General features: G+C 60.4%; 18 protein-coding genes. 14 read left to right on the top strand and 4 right to left on the bottom strand.

The window, feature by feature from the left end:
* Positions 1–57 precede the first annotated feature (57 nt).
* Both RGR602_RS25670 and RGR602_RS25675 read left to right on the top strand, forming a co-directional pair.
* Complete coding sequence (locus tag RGR602_RS25670) at positions 58–447, top strand: tautomerase family protein (protein ID WP_040114854.1); 390 nt, start codon at positions 58–60, stop codon at positions 445–447.
* A 73-nt stretch (positions 448–520) separates the two neighbouring features.
* Positions 521–1,363, top strand: a complete 843-nt coding sequence (locus RGR602_RS25675; protein WP_040114855.1) for a MurR/RpiR family transcriptional regulator — start codon at positions 521–523, stop codon at positions 1,361–1,363.
* Positions 1,364–1,379: 16 nt separating this feature from the next.
* Here the strand turns inward: RGR602_RS25675 and RGR602_RS25680 are convergent, their stop codons facing one another.
* The 4 genes from RGR602_RS25680 to iolG are packed head-to-tail and all read right to left on the bottom strand — an operon-like array spanning position 1,380 to position 5,610.
* Positions 1,380–2,426, bottom strand: coding sequence for a Gfo/Idh/MocA family protein (locus RGR602_RS25680; protein ID WP_040114856.1), 1,047 nt, complete (start codon positions 2,424–2,426; stop codon positions 1,380–1,382).
* 37 nt (positions 2,427–2,463) lie between these two features.
* Positions 2,464–3,636, bottom strand: a complete 1,173-nt coding sequence (locus tag RGR602_RS25685) for a Gfo/Idh/MocA family protein (protein WP_040114857.1) — start codon at positions 3,634–3,636, stop codon at positions 2,464–2,466.
* Positions 3,637–3,658: 22 nt separating this feature from the next.
* Complete coding sequence (gene iolE, locus RGR602_RS25690) at positions 3,659–4,573, bottom strand: myo-inosose-2 dehydratase (protein ID WP_040114858.1); 915 nt, start codon at positions 4,571–4,573, stop codon at positions 3,659–3,661.
* A 29-nt stretch (positions 4,574–4,602) separates the two neighbouring features.
* Entirely contained in the window at positions 4,603–5,610 is a 1,008-nt protein-coding gene (gene iolG, locus RGR602_RS25695; RefSeq protein ID WP_040114859.1) for an inositol 2-dehydrogenase, read from the bottom strand.
* Between the two features lie 117 nt (positions 5,611–5,727).
* Here iolG and RGR602_RS25700 point away from each other — a divergent pair, with 117 nt between their 5' ends.
* From RGR602_RS25700 to RGR602_RS25755, 12 genes are all read left to right on the top strand, one after another.
* Positions 5,728–6,741 (top strand): LacI family DNA-binding transcriptional regulator, encoded by a 1,014-nt coding sequence (locus RGR602_RS25700; RefSeq protein ID WP_040114860.1) that lies wholly within the window; start codon positions 5,728–5,730, stop codon positions 6,739–6,741.
* A gap of 111 nt (positions 6,742–6,852) precedes the next feature.
* On the top strand, positions 6,853–7,281 hold the full coding sequence (locus tag RGR602_RS25705; protein ID WP_052451760.1) for a DUF2384 domain-containing protein: 429 nt from the start codon (positions 6,853–6,855) through the stop codon (positions 7,279–7,281).
* Positions 7,278–7,622 (top strand): RES domain-containing protein, encoded by a 345-nt coding sequence (locus RGR602_RS37655; RefSeq protein ID WP_052451761.1) that lies wholly within the window; start codon positions 7,278–7,280, stop codon positions 7,620–7,622. The genes RGR602_RS25705 and RGR602_RS37655 overlap by 4 nt, the downstream gene beginning before the upstream one ends.
* Before the next feature lie 283 nt (positions 7,623–7,905).
* Positions 7,906–9,138 (top strand): HlyD family secretion protein, encoded by a 1,233-nt coding sequence (locus RGR602_RS25715; RefSeq protein ID WP_040114861.1) that lies wholly within the window; start codon positions 7,906–7,908, stop codon positions 9,136–9,138.
* Positions 9,120–11,114, top strand: coding sequence for a glycosyltransferase (locus tag RGR602_RS25720; protein ID WP_040114862.1), 1,995 nt, complete (start codon positions 9,120–9,122; stop codon positions 11,112–11,114). Before RGR602_RS25715 ends, RGR602_RS25720 begins: the two co-directional genes overlap by 19 nt.
* 553 nt (positions 11,115–11,667) lie before the next feature.
* Positions 11,668–12,435: an SDR family NAD(P)-dependent oxidoreductase gene (locus RGR602_RS25725; RefSeq protein ID WP_040114863.1), complete on the top strand. Its 768-nt coding sequence runs from the start codon at positions 11,668–11,670 to the stop codon at positions 12,433–12,435.
* A gap of 305 nt (positions 12,436–12,740) precedes the next feature.
* Positions 12,741–13,874, top strand: a complete 1,134-nt coding sequence (locus tag RGR602_RS25730) for an ABC transporter ATP-binding protein (RefSeq protein WP_040114864.1) — start codon at positions 12,741–12,743, stop codon at positions 13,872–13,874.
* A gap of 33 nt (positions 13,875–13,907) precedes the next feature.
* Positions 13,908–15,023: an ABC transporter substrate-binding protein gene (locus tag RGR602_RS25735; protein ID WP_040114865.1), complete on the top strand. Its 1,116-nt coding sequence runs from the start codon at positions 13,908–13,910 to the stop codon at positions 15,021–15,023.
* Between the two features lie 70 nt (positions 15,024–15,093).
* Positions 15,094–16,038 (top strand): ABC transporter permease, encoded by a 945-nt coding sequence (locus RGR602_RS25740; RefSeq protein WP_040114866.1) that lies wholly within the window; start codon positions 15,094–15,096, stop codon positions 16,036–16,038.
* Positions 16,035–16,835 carry an ABC transporter permease gene (locus RGR602_RS25745; protein ID WP_040114867.1) on the top strand — a complete coding sequence of 267 codons (801 nt, stop codon included), beginning with the start codon at positions 16,035–16,037 and terminating at the stop codon, positions 16,833–16,835. The genes RGR602_RS25740 and RGR602_RS25745 overlap by 4 nt, the downstream gene beginning before the upstream one ends.
* Before the next feature lie 43 nt (positions 16,836–16,878).
* Entirely contained in the window at positions 16,879–18,207 is a 1,329-nt protein-coding gene (hisD, locus tag RGR602_RS25750) for a histidinol dehydrogenase (RefSeq protein ID WP_040114868.1), read from the top strand.
* Between the two features lie 2 nt (positions 18,208–18,209).
* Positions 18,210–19,223, top strand: coding sequence for a zinc-dependent alcohol dehydrogenase (locus RGR602_RS25755; RefSeq protein WP_040114869.1), 1,014 nt, complete (start codon positions 18,210–18,212; stop codon positions 19,221–19,223).
* The last annotated feature ends 21 nt before the right edge of the window (positions 19,224–19,244 follow it).

Below are 19,244 nucleotides of genomic sequence, written 5' to 3' on the forward strand. Positions count from 1 at the left end.
TGAATAACCCGCAGTGCCTGTAGGGGCGCTATCGGCCAACGGTTAATAGGATCTCCCTTGCCCCTCATCAAACTTCACATACAAAAAGGCCGCTCCGAAGCCGAAGTCGAACTGCTACTCGATACGGTTCATGAGGTCATGCTGTCCGCGTTCAGCGTGCCAGAACGTGACCGCTATCAATTGGTCTTCGAACACCAGGCTTCGCATTTTCGTGCTCTTGATACTGGCCTTGGTTTTGAGCGAACGCAGAATTTTGTTCTTGTCGAAGTCGTCTCGCGGCCTCGGTCTAGGACGGAAAAGCTTGTCTTCTATCAAGGCTTGGCCGCGCAATTTGAAGAAAAATGCGGGGTTTCTGCCTCTGACATCATGGTGTCGTTCGTGGAAAATACCGATGAAGATTGGTCCTTCGGCGCGGGAGTAGCGCAGTTCGTCACTGGCGAATTATGAAGACTTTTGGAGGATCCGCCTACGTACCGTCAGGCATCGTCGATGCGAACCGAATGTTTGTGAGGGGGGTCGAATGAGCAGCGATGACCGACGGCCGCCAGAAGATTTCGAAGCATTGCGGTCCCTAATCAATGCCAAGCACGCGCTGTTTCCTAAGCGCCTTGCCCAAGTTGCGCGCCATGTTCTCGATAATCCTGATGAGGTTGCGTTGGGTTCGATCGCCTCCATCGCAACTGCAGCGCAGGTAACGCCTTCAACCCTGATACGTTTCGCCCAGTTTCTCGGCTATGACGGCTTCAGCACGCTACAAGCGATTTTTCGAGAGGCTGTCCGCGCAAAGATCGCGCCAGGCGAAAAAGGCGGAAGCCGCCAATCAGGACGGGAAGGTGTCGTACGCGAAGCGCAGGTGTTTTATGAAACGATAGAGGCCTGTCATCATTCGCTCGAAACATTGTCCAAGACAATCCGCGTGGCTGACATCAAGGCTGCAGCGGGAATTCTTTCCTCAGCCAACTGCGTGTTCATCCTTGCGGGTAACGGCACTTTTCCGATGGCTGCCTTGCTTCAGCATTGCCTGACCCGATTGAGAATTCGTTCGACCTTGCTAACGGACATTGTCGGCGGCGACGATGTGCTCGCATTTGCAACGCCGGACGATGCGGCTGTCATCATCAGTTGCGCGCCCTATGCTGAGGAAACGACGATACATGCATCAAACCTGTCGGATCGAAGAGTTCCCGTGATTGCTCTGACGGACTCCAACTTTTCGCCATTGTCGGAACTCGCTTCGGTCAGGTTCAGGGTGATTGAGTCGGGCCATGATGGGCTCTTGCTCGCCACGGCTGGGATCGCGCTCAGCGAAGCCTTGGCAATTTGCACGCGACAGACCCGACAGAACGCAGCCAACGCTCTATAACCCGCTTCTTCAAGGTTTATTCGGTCAGCCCCGCTTCGGTGAAGCTTATACCGATAGCATTCCGGATCGCGTCGAGTGTTTCCATCGTGGCAAGTGATGCATCCAGCGGCCGCCAGATGCTTTCCAGTTGTCCTTCCGAAATCGCCCATGCGACGGCCGCAGCTTCATAGTAGAGGCCCTCGAAATGCCCGCCCCTGGGCTCATCGTATTGGAGCCGGGCGGATCCGTCCAATGACCAGACTTCGAAGGAGCCGGGCAGGTGGAATTCCGTGTTGAACCGGATCGACCCACTGGTCCCGACGATGGCAGCGTTCGTCGGAGTGAAGCCGTAGAGCGTGGTCGACATCGTGCCGAGCGCTCCTCTGGCGTTGGCGAGAACGACCGACAGCTGCCCGTTGACGCCGGCGCAATCGGCCTGTCCGATGCCAACGACCTTCTTTGGCACGCCGAGGAGTTTTGCCAGCAGCGAGACCGGATAGGTGCCGAGGTCGAGAAGCGGTCCGCCGGCAAGGCGCGCGTCGAAAATACGGTGCTTGCGCGGCAGATATTCGCCGTACTCGGTGTAAACGGACAGGATGTCTCCGATTGCTCCAGCATCCAGTACCTGTTGGAGCACATCGAATTTCGGCAGGAAATAGGTCCACAGTGCTTCCGCGAAGAACACCCCCTTGCCGCGGGCGGCTGCGACCATGCCTTCGGCCTGTGCGCAGTTGAGTGCCATAGGCTTCTCGACGAGCACATGTTTCCCCGCCTCGATCGCCAGCTGCACATGTGCGTGATGCAGATTGTGGGGCGTCGCTACATAGATGACGTCAAGATCGTCGGCGGTGACGAGCGCCTCGTAGCTGTCATAGGCCCGTGCGATCCCCCACTGCGCCGCAAATGTATCCGCCGCCGCGCGCGATCGCGAGCCGACGGCGGCAATATCCTGGCGCGTATGAGCCTTGACCGATTCCGTGAACTTGGCGGCGATCCAGCCGGAGCCGAGAATGCCCCAGCGAAGGGGCGGGGCTTCCATGGCCGACCGGGTCCGCGCAGCCGGCAGGGTTTGCGGAAACGACATGTCTTTTTATCTCCCATGATTGGTGAGCGCCCGTCGCTCAGCCGGCGATCATCTGCCAGGTCTTCTTCTCCAGTGACCGTTCCATCGCGTCGATGATGCGCTCGTTGGCAAGGCCGAACTCGAAGTTCGGAAAGCAGTCCGGCGCGTCGACGATGCCCTCGATCAAGTCGCGCACCTCGATGACCTTGACGTCGAAGTAGCCGAGGCCGCCGCCGGCGAAGTCGAAGCCGAAGAAGGCGGAAAACTGCGGCACCTGACTGCCGGCATAGATCGTCTTGAAGCCGCGGTCGGGCTTCGGATCATTGAAGCGCGCGATCTTCAGCTCGTTGAACCGCTCGCCGTCCATGATGATCGTGCCCTCCGTGCCCGACACTTCCCAGTAGATGCCGAAGACCTTTCCCGCTGCCACGCGCGACGCTTCGATCGTGCCGCCAGCGCCGCTTTTGAAGCGAACGAGCGTCTGGATCTGATCCTCGTTTTCCACCACCGCGCGCGGTGCGTCGCTGCCGACCTTTGCACCGTAGCCGGAGCCGCCTTGCGGAACCGGCCGCGTCGGAAAGAAGGTCTGCGTCTGCGCGATGACACTGTCGACGTCGCCCATCAGATACTGCGCGACGGAAATCACATGGCTGCCGAGGTCGCCGAGCGCGCCGGAGCCGGCGTCCTTGCGCGTGCAGCGCCAGGAAAACGGCAGGTCGGGATCGTTGAAGAAGCCCTGGTCGAACCAGCCCCGAAACCGCATCGGCACTCCGATGTCGCCCCTGTCGATCAAGTGCTTGGCGAGCATGGCGGCGGGCGTCTTGATATTGTTGAAGGCGACCATGGTCTTGACGCCCTTGCGCTTTGCGGCGGCGGCCATCTCCTCGGCTTGGCCCAGCGTAACGGAGAGGGGCTTTTCGCAATAGACATGCTTGCCGGCCGCAATTGCGGCGAGCGCCATCTCATGATGCAGAGCGTTGGGCGAGGTAATGTCGACGACGTCCACCTCGGGGTCCTCGACCAGCTTGCGCCAGTCGCCCGTGCTCCTCTCGAAGCCATAGCGCGCAGCGGCCCCGGCCGCCAGCTCCTCGGTGGCATCAGCTAGCAGGCAGAGGCGCGGAATGGCGGGCAAGTCGCGGTAGAGCATACCCGCGCGGCGATAGGCATCGGCATGGGCCTGACCCATGAATCCGGAGCCGATCAGGCCGATGTTGAGGATTGTCTTGCCCATAATTTTCTCCCGATGAAGCTGCTCAGGCGGCAAAAGTGTCGAGGACGTGGTGGAATGCCGCGGTGACGGCCGGCAGCGGCGGTGCAAGCGCCGGATCCTGCTCCGCCTCGACCACCAGCCAGCCCTGATAGCGGCTTTGCCGAACAAAGGCTGCAAGCGGGGCGAAGTCGACGATTCCGTCGCCGGGCACGGTGAACATGCCCCTGCGCACGCCGGCATTGAAGCTGAGGTCGCCGGCACGGACCTCGGCGATGACCGGCCCGCGCACGTCCTTCAGGTGAATATGGACGATGCGGTCGCCGAAGCGCTCGATCAGCCGGGTGTAGTCGAAGCCGCCTGCGGCGGCATGGCCGGTGTCGAGCAGCAGTCCGGCGGCCGATCCCGCCTTGTCGAACAGGGCAGAGACCTCGTCAAATGTTTCCGCCACCATCATGAGGTGATGGTGATAGGCCAGCGCCAGCCCGTATTCTCCGGCCAGCCTTGCGCTGAAGTCGGTAAGCCTGGCCGCGTAGGTGGCGATAACCTCCTTCGGCATCACGCACCGTGCCGACATCGGCGCATCAAGCGGCGCACCGGGCGCCATCATCGCCACCTCGCCATAGACCAGCACCGTTGACCCCATGGCGCGCAGGAGTTCGGCGTGAGCGGCAACCGCGGCCATCTCCGCCTCGACTCCGCGCTCGGCGAGCTCTCCGGAATGCCAGCCTGAGGCGAGCGCAAGGCCACGGCTTTCCAGGAGCGGCGCCAGCGCCTCGCGGCTGCGCGGCAGCTTACGCCCTAGCTCGACGCCTTGGTAGCCGGCATGGGCGGCATCGTCCAGGCAGGTCTCGACCGCTATATCAGCGCCGAGATCCTTAAGCACCTCATTGGTCCAGGAAAGCGGGCTTACAGCAAGGCGTACCCCGTCCGGCAGCGCCGCCAATTTCTCTTTCGTCATGATGTCCTCCCTGGATGAAAGTGAAGGCGCTAAGGTCGCCAGTCCGGCCCGATGCGGACAGGCATGCCACTCTGCATGGAGACAAGTGCCGCCTCGGCGATACGTTGCGCCTCCAGTCCGTCCCGGATGCCGGCAAGCGGCCGGCCTCCTGTTTCGATCAGGGAGACAAAGGCCGCCATCTCATTGCGATAGGCATCGGCGAAGCGCTCGATGAAGTAATTCATCGGGGTGGAGGCGCGAAAACCGTCGGCATCGGCGATGGTCACTCCACGCTGCGGCCGGTTCTCCACATAGAGCACCTCCTTCGAGCACAGCACTTCCAGCCGTTGATCATAGCCGAACGGCGCGCGGCGGCAGTTGACCATCTGCACGAACCGGCCGGAGACGGAGGTCAGCGTCACCATCGCCGTGTCGATGTCGCCGGCTGCGCCGATCTCGGCATCGATGAGACAGTTGCCGACGGCGTAGACGATGGCAATGTCCTCGCCGAGCAGATAGCGAGCCATGTCGAAATCATGGATGGCCTGGTCGCGGAACATGCCGCCGGAGCGCTCGACATAAGCGCGCGACGGCGGCGCGGGATCGCGGGTATGCATGACGATGTGCTCAAGGGCACCCGCCTCGCCGCTGACGATCCGCTCGCGCACGAAGCGGAAATCGGGATCATAGCGGCGCTGGAATGCCAGAAGGCAGACAACGCCGGAGGTCTCGACAGCGCTGGTGACGGCTTCCACCGTTACGAAATCGAGGCTGACCGGCTTCTCGCAGAAGATCGCTTTGCCGGCGCGGGCCGCCTGAAGGAGCAGCCCGGCATGCGTATCGGTCGAGCTGGCAATGATGATGCCGTCGACCGACGCGTCGGAAAACACGGTATCGGACGAGACGATGTCCGCCCCGATCCTTGCCGCAAGGCCGGCCCGCTGCTCGCTTGCGACCGGGTCGACAAGGTACTTTACTCGCACCGAAGGCAAGCTGGCCGCGTTCAACCCATGCACACGCCCGATACGACCCGCGCCGAAGACAGCGAGATCCGTCATTGATTGCCTCCCAATCTTGCCGGGCGCCGTTTCCCATCCCGTTGCCTGCAGATTAGCCGAGTGCTACTGAAGGAGAACGTCAATTTTGAAGAGATTTCTTCAAACGGGGAACGAGCGATGGGAAAACCGACGGCGCAGGATCTGGCTGCTGCGGCAGGGGTATCGCTGTCCACGGTCGACCGAGTTCTCAACAACCGCGGCGGAGTAAGCGAGGATAAGGAACGTCGCGTGCTCGAACATGCGCGCAAGCTTAAGATCGACCGGGCGCTAAATCAGCGAGCCGCACGCACCCTTCGCATCGCCGTGTTGCTTCAGTCACGCGCCAATCCGTTTCACGCTGCGGTGCAGGACAGTTTTGAAGCCGCAAATAGGGATTTCCGCCAGTATAATCTTCAGTTTCAAGTCCACCACATCGATCCAACGCGGCCGGCGGCGACGGTGGCCCTCATAAATGCACTCTCCTCGCGCTGTGATGCACTGGTCATCGTCAGCCCCCAGAACGAGGATATCGCAGCCGCCCTCAGGGCATTCGGCCGGAACGGAAAGCCTGTCATCACTCTGGCGACCGATATTCGTGATGCCGAAAGATACGCTTATGTTGGACCAGACAACAGGAAGGCAGGCCGTGTCGCAGGCGATTTGATGGGGCGCCTGCTTGGCGGCGAAGGGGGTGAGATCGTCGTCATCTCCGGCATGCTCAGCATGATTGGCCACGAGGAGCGCGAGATGGGTTTTCGCGCAGTTTTGCGCGAGCGCTATCCCCAGTGCAAGGTGGCAGAAGTCCTCGAAAGTATGGAGCGTGGGGAAAGGGCAGGTGACCTCGTCTTTAATGCCTTGAAGGGCAACCCTCGCATTCGAGGCATTTACAATGCGTCGGCGGGAGCGCGATCGGTGGTCAGCGCGATGAATGCTCTCGGGAGGAGGAATGACATCATCTTCATCACCCACGAATTGACTGACGAACGCCGCCAATTGATGCGCGAGGGCCTGATTGATGCCATCATCGATCAGGATCCAGTGCTTGAAGTGCGAGCGGCAGTTGAAGCACTGGCTGCCCATTTCGGTCGCAAGGACGACCCGCCTGTTTGCCTTACCACCTCGATCCACATTCACATGATCGAGAATTGTTGAGGCAACATATTTGCTGTCTCTTGTGGCGCCAAAACGCCAAGAAGTGCGTCGTTTTTTTGCCCTACCGGCGGGTGGTCGCCAGGAACTGCCGGCCCCGCGGGAAAGAAGACGGTGATCAATCAAGCCGCGTTCGAGCCCGATGCGCTCAGTCTTGCATTGGTCGAGGGTGTGAGGATCGCCCAGAAGGACCTGGAGGAGGCCGGCGGCGCCAATGACCTCGATCAGGTCCGGACCTTGATCCAAGGCGTCTCTCGTCAGGCGGTCGACAAGCGGGTCAATGACGGCAGCCTGCTGGCGGTCCCCCGGCCTCGCAATCGGCGCGCCTATCCGACGCTGCAGTTCAACCGTGATGGTTCGATTGTCTCAGGCCTAAAGGAGGTTCGCCAGGCATTGCCCACTGACAACGCTTGGGTGATCCTGAATTTCCTCACGCGGCCTGAGGCGCGGCTCGGCGGCCGCAAGCCGATCGACGTCTTGAAGATCGCCGATATTTCCCTCGTTGTGGAAGCGGCGCGCCGATATGGCGAGCAAGGTGCGTGACCCCACTTCCGCCGAACGATCTGCAGTCGCGCCACCCTGAGCTGATGACGCTTCCGGACGGAACCGATCTCCATCGGTTTTATACAGCCGCATATGATCCTATCTATTTCGATCGGTCCGACCTCGGCCGCTTCAATGCGCCAGACGGATCGTACGGTGTGCTCTACGTGGCGCAGGAAATCCCCGGAGCCTTCGCAGAGACATTCCTCCGCTCGCCAGTACGTTCTTTGATCAATCCTGCCTTCCTAGTTGCTGTTCCTGTGCCGCTGGTGAGGCTTTCCAGCGGGCTGAAATACCACGATGCCCACTGCTTCAACCTTGCGCGGACTGGCTCGATTTGAGCTGCTCTGCATCCTACTGGGACCATTTGGGCTGGAAGGACCAACGACCGGCAACGTCGCCAAAAGCGCGTCAACATCCATCATGAGACAAACCGAGCCTCCGCTGCAGTTCACAGCTGATCCAAGGTTAGCCTTGCAACATTCTACTGCACGTATCGCGCGCAGCCAGCTCTCCCCCTTGCCCACGGCTATGATGCGCCTAGATCACCACAAGAAGAGGTTGCATTCACTTTATGCTAGCCTCGTATGAGTGCCTTGCGGTTGATAGTTTTCGGAAATGCCAATGATTTGGAACCACCGCATCACCCGTATTCTGGTCGGCATATCGCTGCTGGCGCTTGTGATCGTTCTTATGCTGCCCAGCCTGACTGGCTTTACAAGCCTCGACGGTACAGTGAATGGGCGATTTGCGATCGTGAACGCCCCTATCGACGGCGAGCTCGTAGGAACGCCCCCAAAAGTCGGTGCGCGCGTGTTGGCAGGAGAGCCGCTCGCCTTGATACGCAATGCCCGCGTGAACCGCGCAATACTGACTTCGCTGCAGGCCGACCGCATGACTGCCGTCGAACATGTTGCGGCGCTAAAGCGGGAACGCGATGAGCTTGTACGGCTTCGTGATCAGTTGGGTGTACGCATGGAAGTCTTCACGCGTACAACCATTGCCGACTTGGAGCGACAAGTCGAGATTCTAAACAAGCGGGTCAAGGTTTCCAAGGCGCAGGACAATGTCGCGCAGGTTGACTTTGACCGGCGGCTGGCGCTCGAGGCGAAGGGTATCCTCTCCACCAAGATGGTCGAGTCCGCCCGAGCCGCCTGGGAAGCGACGGGGGGCGAACTCGAAATCAGTGGCTTGACCGTTGCGCAGCTCGAACAAAAGCTGGAAGCCGTTCGCCAGGGTGTTTTCGTTCTAGGTGACGGCCAGAACGACGTGCCCTACTCCCGCCAGCGCCAGGATGAGGTGATTGTTCGTATCAACGATCTCAACACGCGCATCGCGGAAAACGAAACACGGGCCGCACAGGTGCAAAAGCAGCTGATTGAGGAGGAAAACCGCGTCCGCAGTCTCACTTCGGCATCAGTTCCATCACCTTTCGATGGAGTCGTATGGAGTAGCAACGTCGTCAACGGCTCGAACGTCATCCTCAATAACGAGCTGGTGCGCATCCTCGATTGCAGCGATCTGTTCGTCGATATCCTTGTTCCGGAGGTCGATTACCAAGAGATTTATCCGGGCCTTACTGCAGAGGTGCGCTTGTTAGGCGCAGGCGACCTCTTCAAGGGCGTGGTCCTATCGGTAAGAGGCAGCTCCGCGGTCGCCGAGAAGGATACGCTGGCAGCCAATCAGCCCGAAACAACCAAACGCAACGATCGAATCCGCGTGGGCCTGGCTTCCTCCGCTCTCAATACGGATTTTGCGAACTTTTGCCAGGTGGGGCGTTCTGTTCAGGTGCGCCTGCCCAAACCTAACATCCGCATATGGAACTGGGTGGAAGGCCTGTGGTTCAGTATCTCATAGCACTGGCGCCGACGTTTTTGGTTTTGGCGTTCTTTTTGCTTGGGCCTTTCAACTGGTCGCGTAACCATAGCTGGACGCGCGCGATCACATGCGCTGTCGTTGGCGCCATTGCATTGCGCTATATACTCTGGCGGTTATTCGAGACGGTACTCCCTTATCCCAACGATGGTCCCAACTTCTACTGGGTCTGGTTTCTGTTCATCGTAGAAATTCTCGCGTTCTTTGAAGTCGTCCTCTTCCTGGTCTTGATGAGTCGATACGTGGACCGGAGCGCAGAAGCGGACAGGCTCGCGCGAGACTTCTTTAGAGGTGACGAGGATGAATTGCCCACGGTGGATGTGTTCATTCCTACCTACAACGAGCCGCTCGACGTCCTGGAAAGGACGATTATAGGGGCGCTTGCGCTCGACTATCCAAAAGACAAGCTGAAAGTCTACGTGCTCGACGATCAGCGTCGTGATTGGCTTAAGGCGTACTGCAAGGAGAGGGGAGCAATCCACGTCACACGGCCCGACAACAGCCATGCCAAAGCCGGCAACATGAACAACGGTTTAAAGGTCAGCTCCGGCGACTTCATCGCGATATTCGATGCTGACTTCGTGCCCTATCGTCACTTCCTGCGCCGCACGCTTCCCTTCTTTTCCGATGCAACCATCGGCATCGTTCAAACGCCGCAGCATTTCTTCAATACCGATCCGGTGCAGACAAATCTTGGTCTCGAAAATATCTGGCCGGACGAGCAGCGTTTGTTTTTTGATGAAATTGCACCGAGCCGAGATATCTGGGACGTCAGTTTCTGCTGTGGGTCATGTTCGATCTCGCGACGCAAGGCGATCGATGCGATTGGGGGCTTTCCGACGGAATCCATCACGGAGGATTTGTTGACCACTCTTTCCATGCTCAACAAGGGTTACAAGACCCGTTACCTGAATGAGCGCCTGTCGATGGGATTGGCCGCAGAGAATTTGACTGGCTATTTCGTACAGCGTGAGCGCTGGTGCCAGGGGGGAATTCAAACACTCTATCTTCACAACGGCCCACTACGCGGTCCTGGCCTCTCGCTCTTTCAACGCATCATGTTCCTTCCGCTATCGTGGTTGGTCCAGTATCTGGTGCGCTTTACGATACTGATCATCCCGATCATATATCTCTGGTTCGGCTTGTTGCCGCTCTACTTCACCAACGCTGCGGATTATATCTCCAATCAGGTGCCGTTGCTGACGGCCTATTTCCTTTTGATGCTCTGGATAACGCCGACGCGGTATTTGCCCGTCGTATCGAGTGCCGTCGGAGCTTTTTCGACGTTTCGGATGTTACCAACTGTCATTTCCAGTGTGGTGCGGCCCTTCGGCAAACCGTTCAGGGTAACCCCGAAGGGCAGCGGCAACGAAGCCATTGGATTTGATGGATACAGCTTTTCCTGGATAGCGGCGTTGATATTGGCGACGGCCGTCGGTCTTATCATCAATATTGTGCCTGAGACCTCCCATGTCGAGGCGCAGTTCTCTCCGATTGCGGCTTGCTGGTCGGGCATCAACATTCTTGTTCTCGCTATCGCGTCCTTGATCTGCTTTGAGAAACCGCGACGGCTCTTCAATGCGTTCAAACTCGATGAAGCGGTTCACGTGGATGGCGTTCCCGGACGCATGGTCAGTCTGGCACTTGACAAGGCAGTCGTTGCCGTGCCGACGGAGGCGCGCTTTGAATCTGCCGATGTCACGCTTTCGCTCGAAGGTTTTTCACCCTTCAAAACGGAACTAAGGATGGTCACTCAAAGACGAAGGAGCGTTGCTCGCCATGGCGACAAGGAGGCCTTCTACCTGCACCTCCATTTCGATCTTAGCGGGGCGGCCCGCGATAAAATGATCGTCAAGCTCTATACCGGCCGTTACTCCCAGGACGTTCGTGACATTGACAAAGTCGCTGTCTCTATCAACCTGCTGCTTAGGACGTTCGGTCGAACCCGGACGCTTTGAGCGATGTATTTTCCCGGCCTGCAGATAGGCATAATAATAGTGGGACCGGACAGCGGAAATGGCTGTTTCGCTGCCGGCAGGCGAGGAATGACCGTGCCGGCATGATCCCGGCTGACCCTTGGCGCATCGATCTCTGAAAAGAGACTGCAGTTTGACCCGGCTCCGACGCTGAACATGCGGCATGTCGAACTGGCCTGCTTGCAGGAACGGCATTCCGTTCGCGCTGGGCGTTGCCTGGAACAGGAGGATCCGACTGCCTCGCGCGATGACATCGTCGATATTACGGTCGCTGCGAGGCCGGTGAAGTTCTCGCAAGAGCCAAGCCTTGCGGTATCACCGACGTGACATTACGCCCGCACGTCCGTCCGGCATTGGAACGAGAGATCGAGCGAATTTCCTCAAGGATAGGGCTTGAAGGGTTAGCCATTTACAGTCTCCATAGGGTGCGTTGCCAGGGACATCCATAAGGGGGCTTCATGGTCTGAATATATGTATAGACATGTTACCGCAAAAATGCTGCCGTCTCGTCGGGAACCCAGAACAAGGAGCCGTCATGACCCATTCGAAATTTGATCTTTCTGGTCGCCGCGCCCTCGTCACCGGAGCAAGCCGCGGCATAGGTCAGGCAATCGCGATTGCATTGGCGGAGGCCGGTGCGGACGTGGCGATCACAGCGCGGGCGGTCGAGGGGCTGGCCGAAACCCGGGAACGGATCGAGAAGTCCGGCAGCCGGTCGGTGACGCTTGCCCAGGACGTGCGCGACATCGAGGCCTGCAGAAGCGTCACGGGAGCTGCGGCCGAGGCGCTGGGCGGCCTCGATATTCTTGTCAACAATGCCGGGCTCGAGAATGTTCGGCCGTCCTTCGACGTGGACGAGGCGCTTTGGGAATCGATCCTGGAGACCAATTTGAAGGGGGCGTTCTTCTGCGCTCAGGCGGCCGGCCGGATCATGGCGGAGGCACGCGGTGGAGCTATCGTCAATCTCTGCTCGTTGACCTCCTATGTCGGTATTCCGACGGCAGCGCCCTATGGCGCCTCGAAGTCAGGCCTTCTCGGCGTGACGCGGGCGCTGGCCACCGAATGGGCGGCGCACAACATCCGCGTCAACGCCATTGCGCCCGGCTATTTCCGCACGGCCATGACCGAGGTCTTCTACGAGAACGAGGACTGGCAGTCGCGCATGCTGGCCAAGATCCCGCAGCGCCGTTTTGGCAAGGAGAGCGACATCGGTGGCGTCGCGGTCTTCCTTTGCAGCGATGCTGCAGCTTACGTCACCGGTCACTGCATTCCAGTCGACGGCGGCTATCTCGCCTCGATCTGAGATGGAGCGTCGCACGGATGGTTCGTCCGATAGTGCAAGCCGTACCGGACACTCGTCGGGCGTGCTTGCCTTTCTTTTCGCCGACGACAACACTGTCGGTGGAGTTGGGCCTGCTTTTCGTACTGCACAAATATTGGTCAGGCGACTTTATGGCGCAAAAAATACGCAAGCTTGATTGACGGTACTTGTACAAATATGTATAGACAACTTAACGCCAAACTCGGTCGGTTGCCTGTCGACCGGAACGGTAGAATGAAGCTTCGCGTCGGCCTCGTTCGTCGAACGGAGCAAGACAGGGGAATGTCATGGGCGTTGTTGCTGCTGAACTCTGTCCGGCTGGATCAACCGGTCAGATCGCCGTTTCCGTTAAGGATGTCGGCATGGTCTTCGGTGATGTCCATGCCGTCAGGAATGCCGTCTTCGACCTGCCGAAGGGACGGTTCTTGACCATTCTCGGCCCGTCCGGTTCCGGCAAGACGACTCTTCTGCGCATGATCGCCGGTTTCGACCAACCAACCAGCGGGGAAATCTTCATCAACGGTCAACCGGTCAGTGCTGTGCCGCCCCACAGGCGCGCGATCGGCATGGTGTTCCAAAAGCTCGCACTCTTCCCGCACATGACGGCGGCGGAGAACGTCGCCTTTCCGCTCAAGATGCGCCGCCACGATGCGCGCACGATCCCGGAAAAGGTCGAGCGCTATCTCGATCTCGTCCGACTGGGCGGCTATGGCAACAGGCGCATCAACGAGTTGTCCGGCGGACAGCAGCAGCGTGTCGCCATCGCCCGCGCCCTGGTGTTCGAGCCAGACCTGCTCCTGCTTGATGAACCGCTTGCCGCGCTCGACCGCAAGCTGCGCGAGGAGATGCAGCTAGAGTTCCGCCGCATCCAGAAGGAACTCGGGGTAACGACGATCAATGTCACCCATGACCAGCGCGAGGCCCTGGTGGTGTCCGACGAGGTCATCGTCATGAGCGGCGGCGAAATCCAGCAGAAAGCCCGTCCAGTCGACGCTTATCGCGCGCCGTGCAATGCCTTCGTCGCCAACTTCATCGGTGTCACCAATTTCATTGACGGCAAGGTCGTCGACCTGACTTCTTCACGCGTCGTGTTCGAAGCGAACGGCCTGCGCCTTACCGGCGTGGTTGCCGATGCCGCGCTTGCGGCAGGTTTGCCCTGCGCCGCTGCCGTTCGTGCCGAGCAGATCCGCATCGCACAAAAGGGCGGGAGCCTCGACGGTCTCGAAACGGTGGTGGACGGCCAGGTGGTCGACTGCATCTTTGAAGGCGAGCGCGTCGTCTACGAAATTCGGGTTCCGGGGCTGGCCGGCGTGCTGATGCGCGTCTTCAACCACGATCCCGAATCCCACTTGCAGTTCGGTCCTGGCGAAGAAGTTCGTCTCGGCTGGAATGCCAGAGATATGCATGTCTTTCAAAAATGACCCCGAGAAGGTCCAGCCAGAGGAGAATGTGTAATGTCGCATGAAAAGTTCCTGTCCGCGCAGATCTGCCGCCGGACGCTGCTTGCGTCCATGGCCGCAGCCGGCGCCTCGGCCGGCCTTTCGACGCTCGGCGTCAGCCGCGCCTTTGCCCAGGAGCCGGAAAAGCCGGCCGAGATCATCGTTCGCGCCTGGGGTGGTAGCTGGGTCGATGCGCTCAAGGCCGGCGTGTCCGACAGCTTCACCAAGATGACCGGCATCGCTGTTCGCCACGACCTGACCGAGGACAACGAGATCCAGCCGAAGGTCTGGGCCGCTGTTGCCCAGAAGCGTGTCCCGCCGATCCACATCAACTGGGACACGACGACGAACGCGACCAAGTCGGCGCTGCGCGGGGTGACCGAGGACCTGTCGGACTTGCCGAACCTCAAGAACGCTACCGATCTTGCCAAGCCGGTCGGTCTCGGGGGCTATCCGATTGTCAACACATACGGCTATGTCTACGTGCTCGCCTATCGCCCGTCTGCCTTCCCGAACGGTGCGCCGAGGTCCTGGAAGGACCTGCTCGATCCCAAGCTCAAGGGTCGCATCGCGCTCTACAATGATGGCATCGGCTTCCATTTCCCGGCCCAGGTCGCTGGCGGCGGCAAGCTCGAGGACATTCCGGGCAACATGCAGCCGGCCTGGGACTTCATTTCCAAGATCAAGGAACAGCAGCCGCTGCTCGGCGAGGACCCGGATTTCACCACCTGGTTCCAGAAGGGCGAGATCGACGCCGCCTGCACCATCTCGACCAACGCGCGCGAAGCCAAGAAAAATGGCATTGAGATCGCGTGGGTCGTGCCGGAGGAAGGCGCCAAGTTCGATACTGACGGCCTGTGGATCCCAAAAGGCCTGCCGGAGAACGAGCTTTACTGGGCCAAGCAGTACATCAACCACGCCCTCACCAAGGAAGCCCAGCAGATCTGGCTCGACGGTCTCGGTCTGCCAGGCGTCGTCCCTGGCGTCAATCCGCCGGCCGATCTCGTGGGCGATCCGTCCTATCCGACTAAGGAAGAGGACTTCAAACATCTGATCCGCATCTCGTCCAAGGTGCAGGTCGAAAACGAGAGCCAGTGGTTCGCCAAGTTCAAGGAAATCATGCAGGGCTGAAGCCTTGTCCTGCCCGCCGCGTCCCCTCTGGCGGCGGGCACTCCTTCTTTAGTCAAACAGGATCGGTATCATGCGCGCTCCCCGTGCCGCATATCCTCTGACATGGCGCGTCATGGATGTGCTTGAAGGCTTTGCGGCTATCGTCTGGCCATCGAGTTTCCGGCCAGGCCTGCCTTATCTCTTGTTGCTGCCGGCGGTTGTGCTCGTGGGGCTGCTCGTGCTCGGTCTCGTCCAGATCGGCGACACGAGCCTGAGAACGCTCGATACCAATACCTTCCTAATGTCGGAGAACTACACGCTCGCCAACTACCAGCGCGTTCTGACTGAGAAATTCTTCGCGACGGTGGCCGGCCGCAGCCTCATGGGCGCAGTGATTGTCACGGCAATCACGCTGCTGTTCGCCTTCCCATACGCCTACCTGATGGTGCGCACGCCGTCGTCGGCGCTTCGCAGGTTCCTGCTCGTGGCGCTCTTCTTGCCCTTCTTCATCGGCCAGGTGGTGCGCGCCTATGGCTGGCTCATCATTCTCGGCAACCAGGGAATGGTCAACGAGGCGCTCGGTCTCGTCGGTGTGCCGCCTATGCGACTCCTCTACAACTACCCTGCAGTTCTTTTCGGCCTTGTGCAATACATGCTGCCCTTCGCCGTCCTGATGCTGGCGCCTGCTCTGACCGCGATCCCGAGCGAGCTCGAGGCGGCGGCGGCCTCCCTCGGCGCCGACTGGGTCCGCACCTTCCGCCATATCGTCCTGCCGCTCTCCCGGCCAGGCCTCGTCGGCGCGGGGCTCGTGGTCGTCACGCTCTCGCTCACCGATTTTGCCATTCCCGCCATCCTCGGCGGCGGCACTCAGGACTTCATCGCCAACGCGATCTACGACCAGTTCTTCCGCACCTCCGACCAGGGTCTAGGGGCGACGCTGTCGCTTATGCTTGTCGCTGTGGGCTCCATCCTCGTCGGCGTCGTGTTCGCGCTCTTCGGCGCTGGCACCCTCGCCATCGGGGGAGACCGCAAATGACCGGCAGCCGAAGCAAGTTCATCGTCATCTGGGCATTCGTCGCAACTGCGCTGGTCATGCTTTCAGCACCCACTATCGTGGTGCTCGGAGCCTCCTTCACGGCCGGAAACATCATCACCTTCCCACCGGATGGATTGTCGCTGAAATGGTATGGCGCAATCGCGCAAGCGAGCGATCTCCGGCAGGCCTTCCTGCGTTCGCTGATCGTCGCTGCGATATGCACGGCGACCGCCATCCCCGTCGGCACGCTCGCCGGCATCGCACTCGCCAAGTACCAGGTACGGTTTGCTCGCTCCATCCAGATCTACCTACTGCTGCCCTTCACCATTCCGCTGATCGGCTCCGGCATCGGCATGATGCTTGTCTTCGGACAGATGAACGTCCTGGGCAGGCTGTGGCCGGTGGGTATTGCGTGCTGCGTCATCAACCTGCCCTTCATGATCTGGGCCGTAACGGCGAGTGCCAGCAACCTGTCGCCGGATCTCGAGCTGGCAGCGGCCAATTGCGGGGCCCCGCCGCTGCAGCGCTTCCTCTACATTACCCTTCCAGCAGTGCTGCCGGGCGTGATCACCGGATCGCTGCTGATGTTCATCCTCGCGCTCAACGAGTTCCTAGTCAGCCTGCTGCTCGTCGATGCCCGAAGCGTGACACTGCCGGTGCAGATCTACAATTCCATCCGCTCGATCATTACGCCTGATTTGGCTGCCATCTCGGTGGTATTCATCGCCTGCGCCGGGCTTGCGATCGCATTGCTCGACCGCCTGGTCGGTCTCGACATCTTCCTCAAATCGAAATGACCTCTTCGGCCCCCGCGGCCGGTCAGACATCAAGGACAAAACGATGACCAACGTGTCTTTCTACGATTATTCCAAGCTAAACGTCGAGGAAAAGGCGGCGCTGCTGCGCCGCTCGGAAACCGACATCTCGAGTTTCGTCGAAAAGGTCGCGCCGATCCTCGAAGCCGTGCGCACAGAGGGTGACAAGGCGCTTGCCCGGTTCGGCCGCGAATTCGACAAGGCAGATATCACCGAGGCCAATCTCAAGGTCACCGAGGCGGAGTTCGATGCGGCCTTCAAGCTGGTCGATGCGAGCGTCATCGAATCCATAAAGTTCGGCATCGACAATATCCGCAAGTTCCATGAGGAGCAGAAGCCGGAAGCCATGTGGCTGAAGGAAATCCGTCCCGGCGCCTTTGCCGGTGACCGCTTTACGCCAATCCAGTCGGTCGCGCTCTACGTGCCGCGTGGCAAGGGTTCCTTCCCGTCGGTGACGATGATGACCTCGGTTCCGGCCGCGGTAGCGGGCGTCCCGAACCTCGCCATCGTCACACCACCGGCGCCGGACGGCTCCGTCGATGGCGCAACTCTCGTTGCAGCACGACTTGCAGGCGTCGAGACCGTCTACAAGGTCGGCGGTGCCCAGGCCGTAGCGGCGGTTGCCTACGGAACCGAAACCGTCAAGCCGGCACTGAAGATCGTCGGCCCCGGCAGCCCGTGGGTTGTCGCTGCCAAGCGCTCGCTCTTCGGCGTCATCGATACCGGCCTTCCGGCCGGCCCGTCCGAGGTGATCATTCTTGCCGACGATACGGTCCATGGTGGACTTGCAGCACTCGACCTTTTGATTGAGGCGGAACACGGCGCGGATTCGTCGGCCTATCTCGTCACCCACAGCCGCCGGGTCGCCGAAGAGGCGCTCGCCGCGCTTCCCGAGCACTGGACGAAGATGACCGAGCAGCGCGTCGCTTTCTCCAAGGCCGTGCTGACCGGCAAGTCGGGCGGCGTGGTGCTCACCTCCTCGATCGAGGAGAGCTACGAGTTCGTCAACGCCTATGCGCCGGAGCATCTGGAGCTTCTGTCGGAAGAGCCGTTTATCCATCTCGGCCATATCACCGAGGCTTCCGAAATCCTGATGGGCACCCACACGCCGGTCAGCATCGCCAATTTCTCGCTCGGCCCAAATGCCGTGCTGCCAACCAGCCGCTGGGCGCGCACCTTCGGCCCGCTGTCGGTTGCGGATTTCGTCAAGCGTAGCTCCGTCGGCTTTGTAACGGCATCTGCCTATCCGGAATTTGCCCGGCACTCGCACAATCTGGCAGTCTACGAGGGCTTCTCTTCGCACGCTCTGGCCGTCTCGCCGGTGCGCGATGCCTACCTGAAGAAGGACGCCTGAACATGAAGGCCGTGCGGCTCCACGATACCAAGGTCCTGCGGGTGGAGGAAGTGGCCGAGCCATCGGCCCCGCCACCGGGCTTCGTCAATCTCCTGATCAGGGCCGCCGGTATCTGCGGTTCCGACCTTCACAACTACCGCACCGGTCAGTGGATCTCGCGTCGTCCCTCCACGGCCGGGCATGAATTCTGCGGCCGCGTGACGGCTGTCGGAGAAGGCGTCAGCCATGTTGCGGTTGGGGATGTCGTCTCTGCGGATTCGCGCGTATCGTGCGGCACCTGCCCAGCCTGTATGAGCGGCCGCAGCAACGTCTGCGAGACGCTGGGCTTCGTCGGCGAGGTCTGCGACGGCGGCTTTGCCGAGGCGGTGCAACTACCGGCCCGGCTGGTCGTCCGTCACGATCCGCAGCTTTCGCCGCATATCGCCGCCATGGCCGAGCCGCTCGCAGTAGCGCTGCACGCCGTGCGCCGTCTCGCCGTCCCGGCCGGGGAACCGGTTCTCGTGATCGGTTGCGGCACGATCGGCGGGCTGAGCGCCCTTCTTCTCCGCCGGCTGCATGACGGCCCGCTGCTGCTGGCCGATCTCAATGCTGAAAGGTCGGCTCTCGTTTCCGAGGTGACCGGCGGCACGGTCGTTTCTCTTGACAAGGCAAAGATCGAAGCAGCACTTTCCGGCGGACGGCTGCGTCATGCCCTCGATGCCACCGGCAGTATCCAGGCGATTGAACTGGCGCTTGACATCATGTCGAGCGGTGGAGCGCTTGCCCTCGTCGGTATCGGCCACGGCAAGCTCGACTTCGACCCGAACATCCTGGTCGAGCGGGAGATATCGCTCATCGGCAGCCATGCCTTCGCCGGCGAACTGCCCGAGGCCGTCGGGCTGCTTGTCGAGCTCGCGCCCGCGCTTCAACGCTTCATCATGGTGCTGCCGGCTCTCGACGACGTGCCCGAGGCTTACGAACAGCTGTTGCGGGGCGAGAGCAAGGCCCTGAAGACGATCGTCGAGGTGGCGGGCTAGTCCGGCCCGTCCATGATTCCG

Source organism: Rhizobium gallicum bv. gallicum R602sp (genome assembly GCF_000816845.1).
GTDB classification, from domain to species: domain Bacteria; phylum Pseudomonadota; class Alphaproteobacteria; order Rhizobiales; family Rhizobiaceae; genus Rhizobium; species Rhizobium gallicum.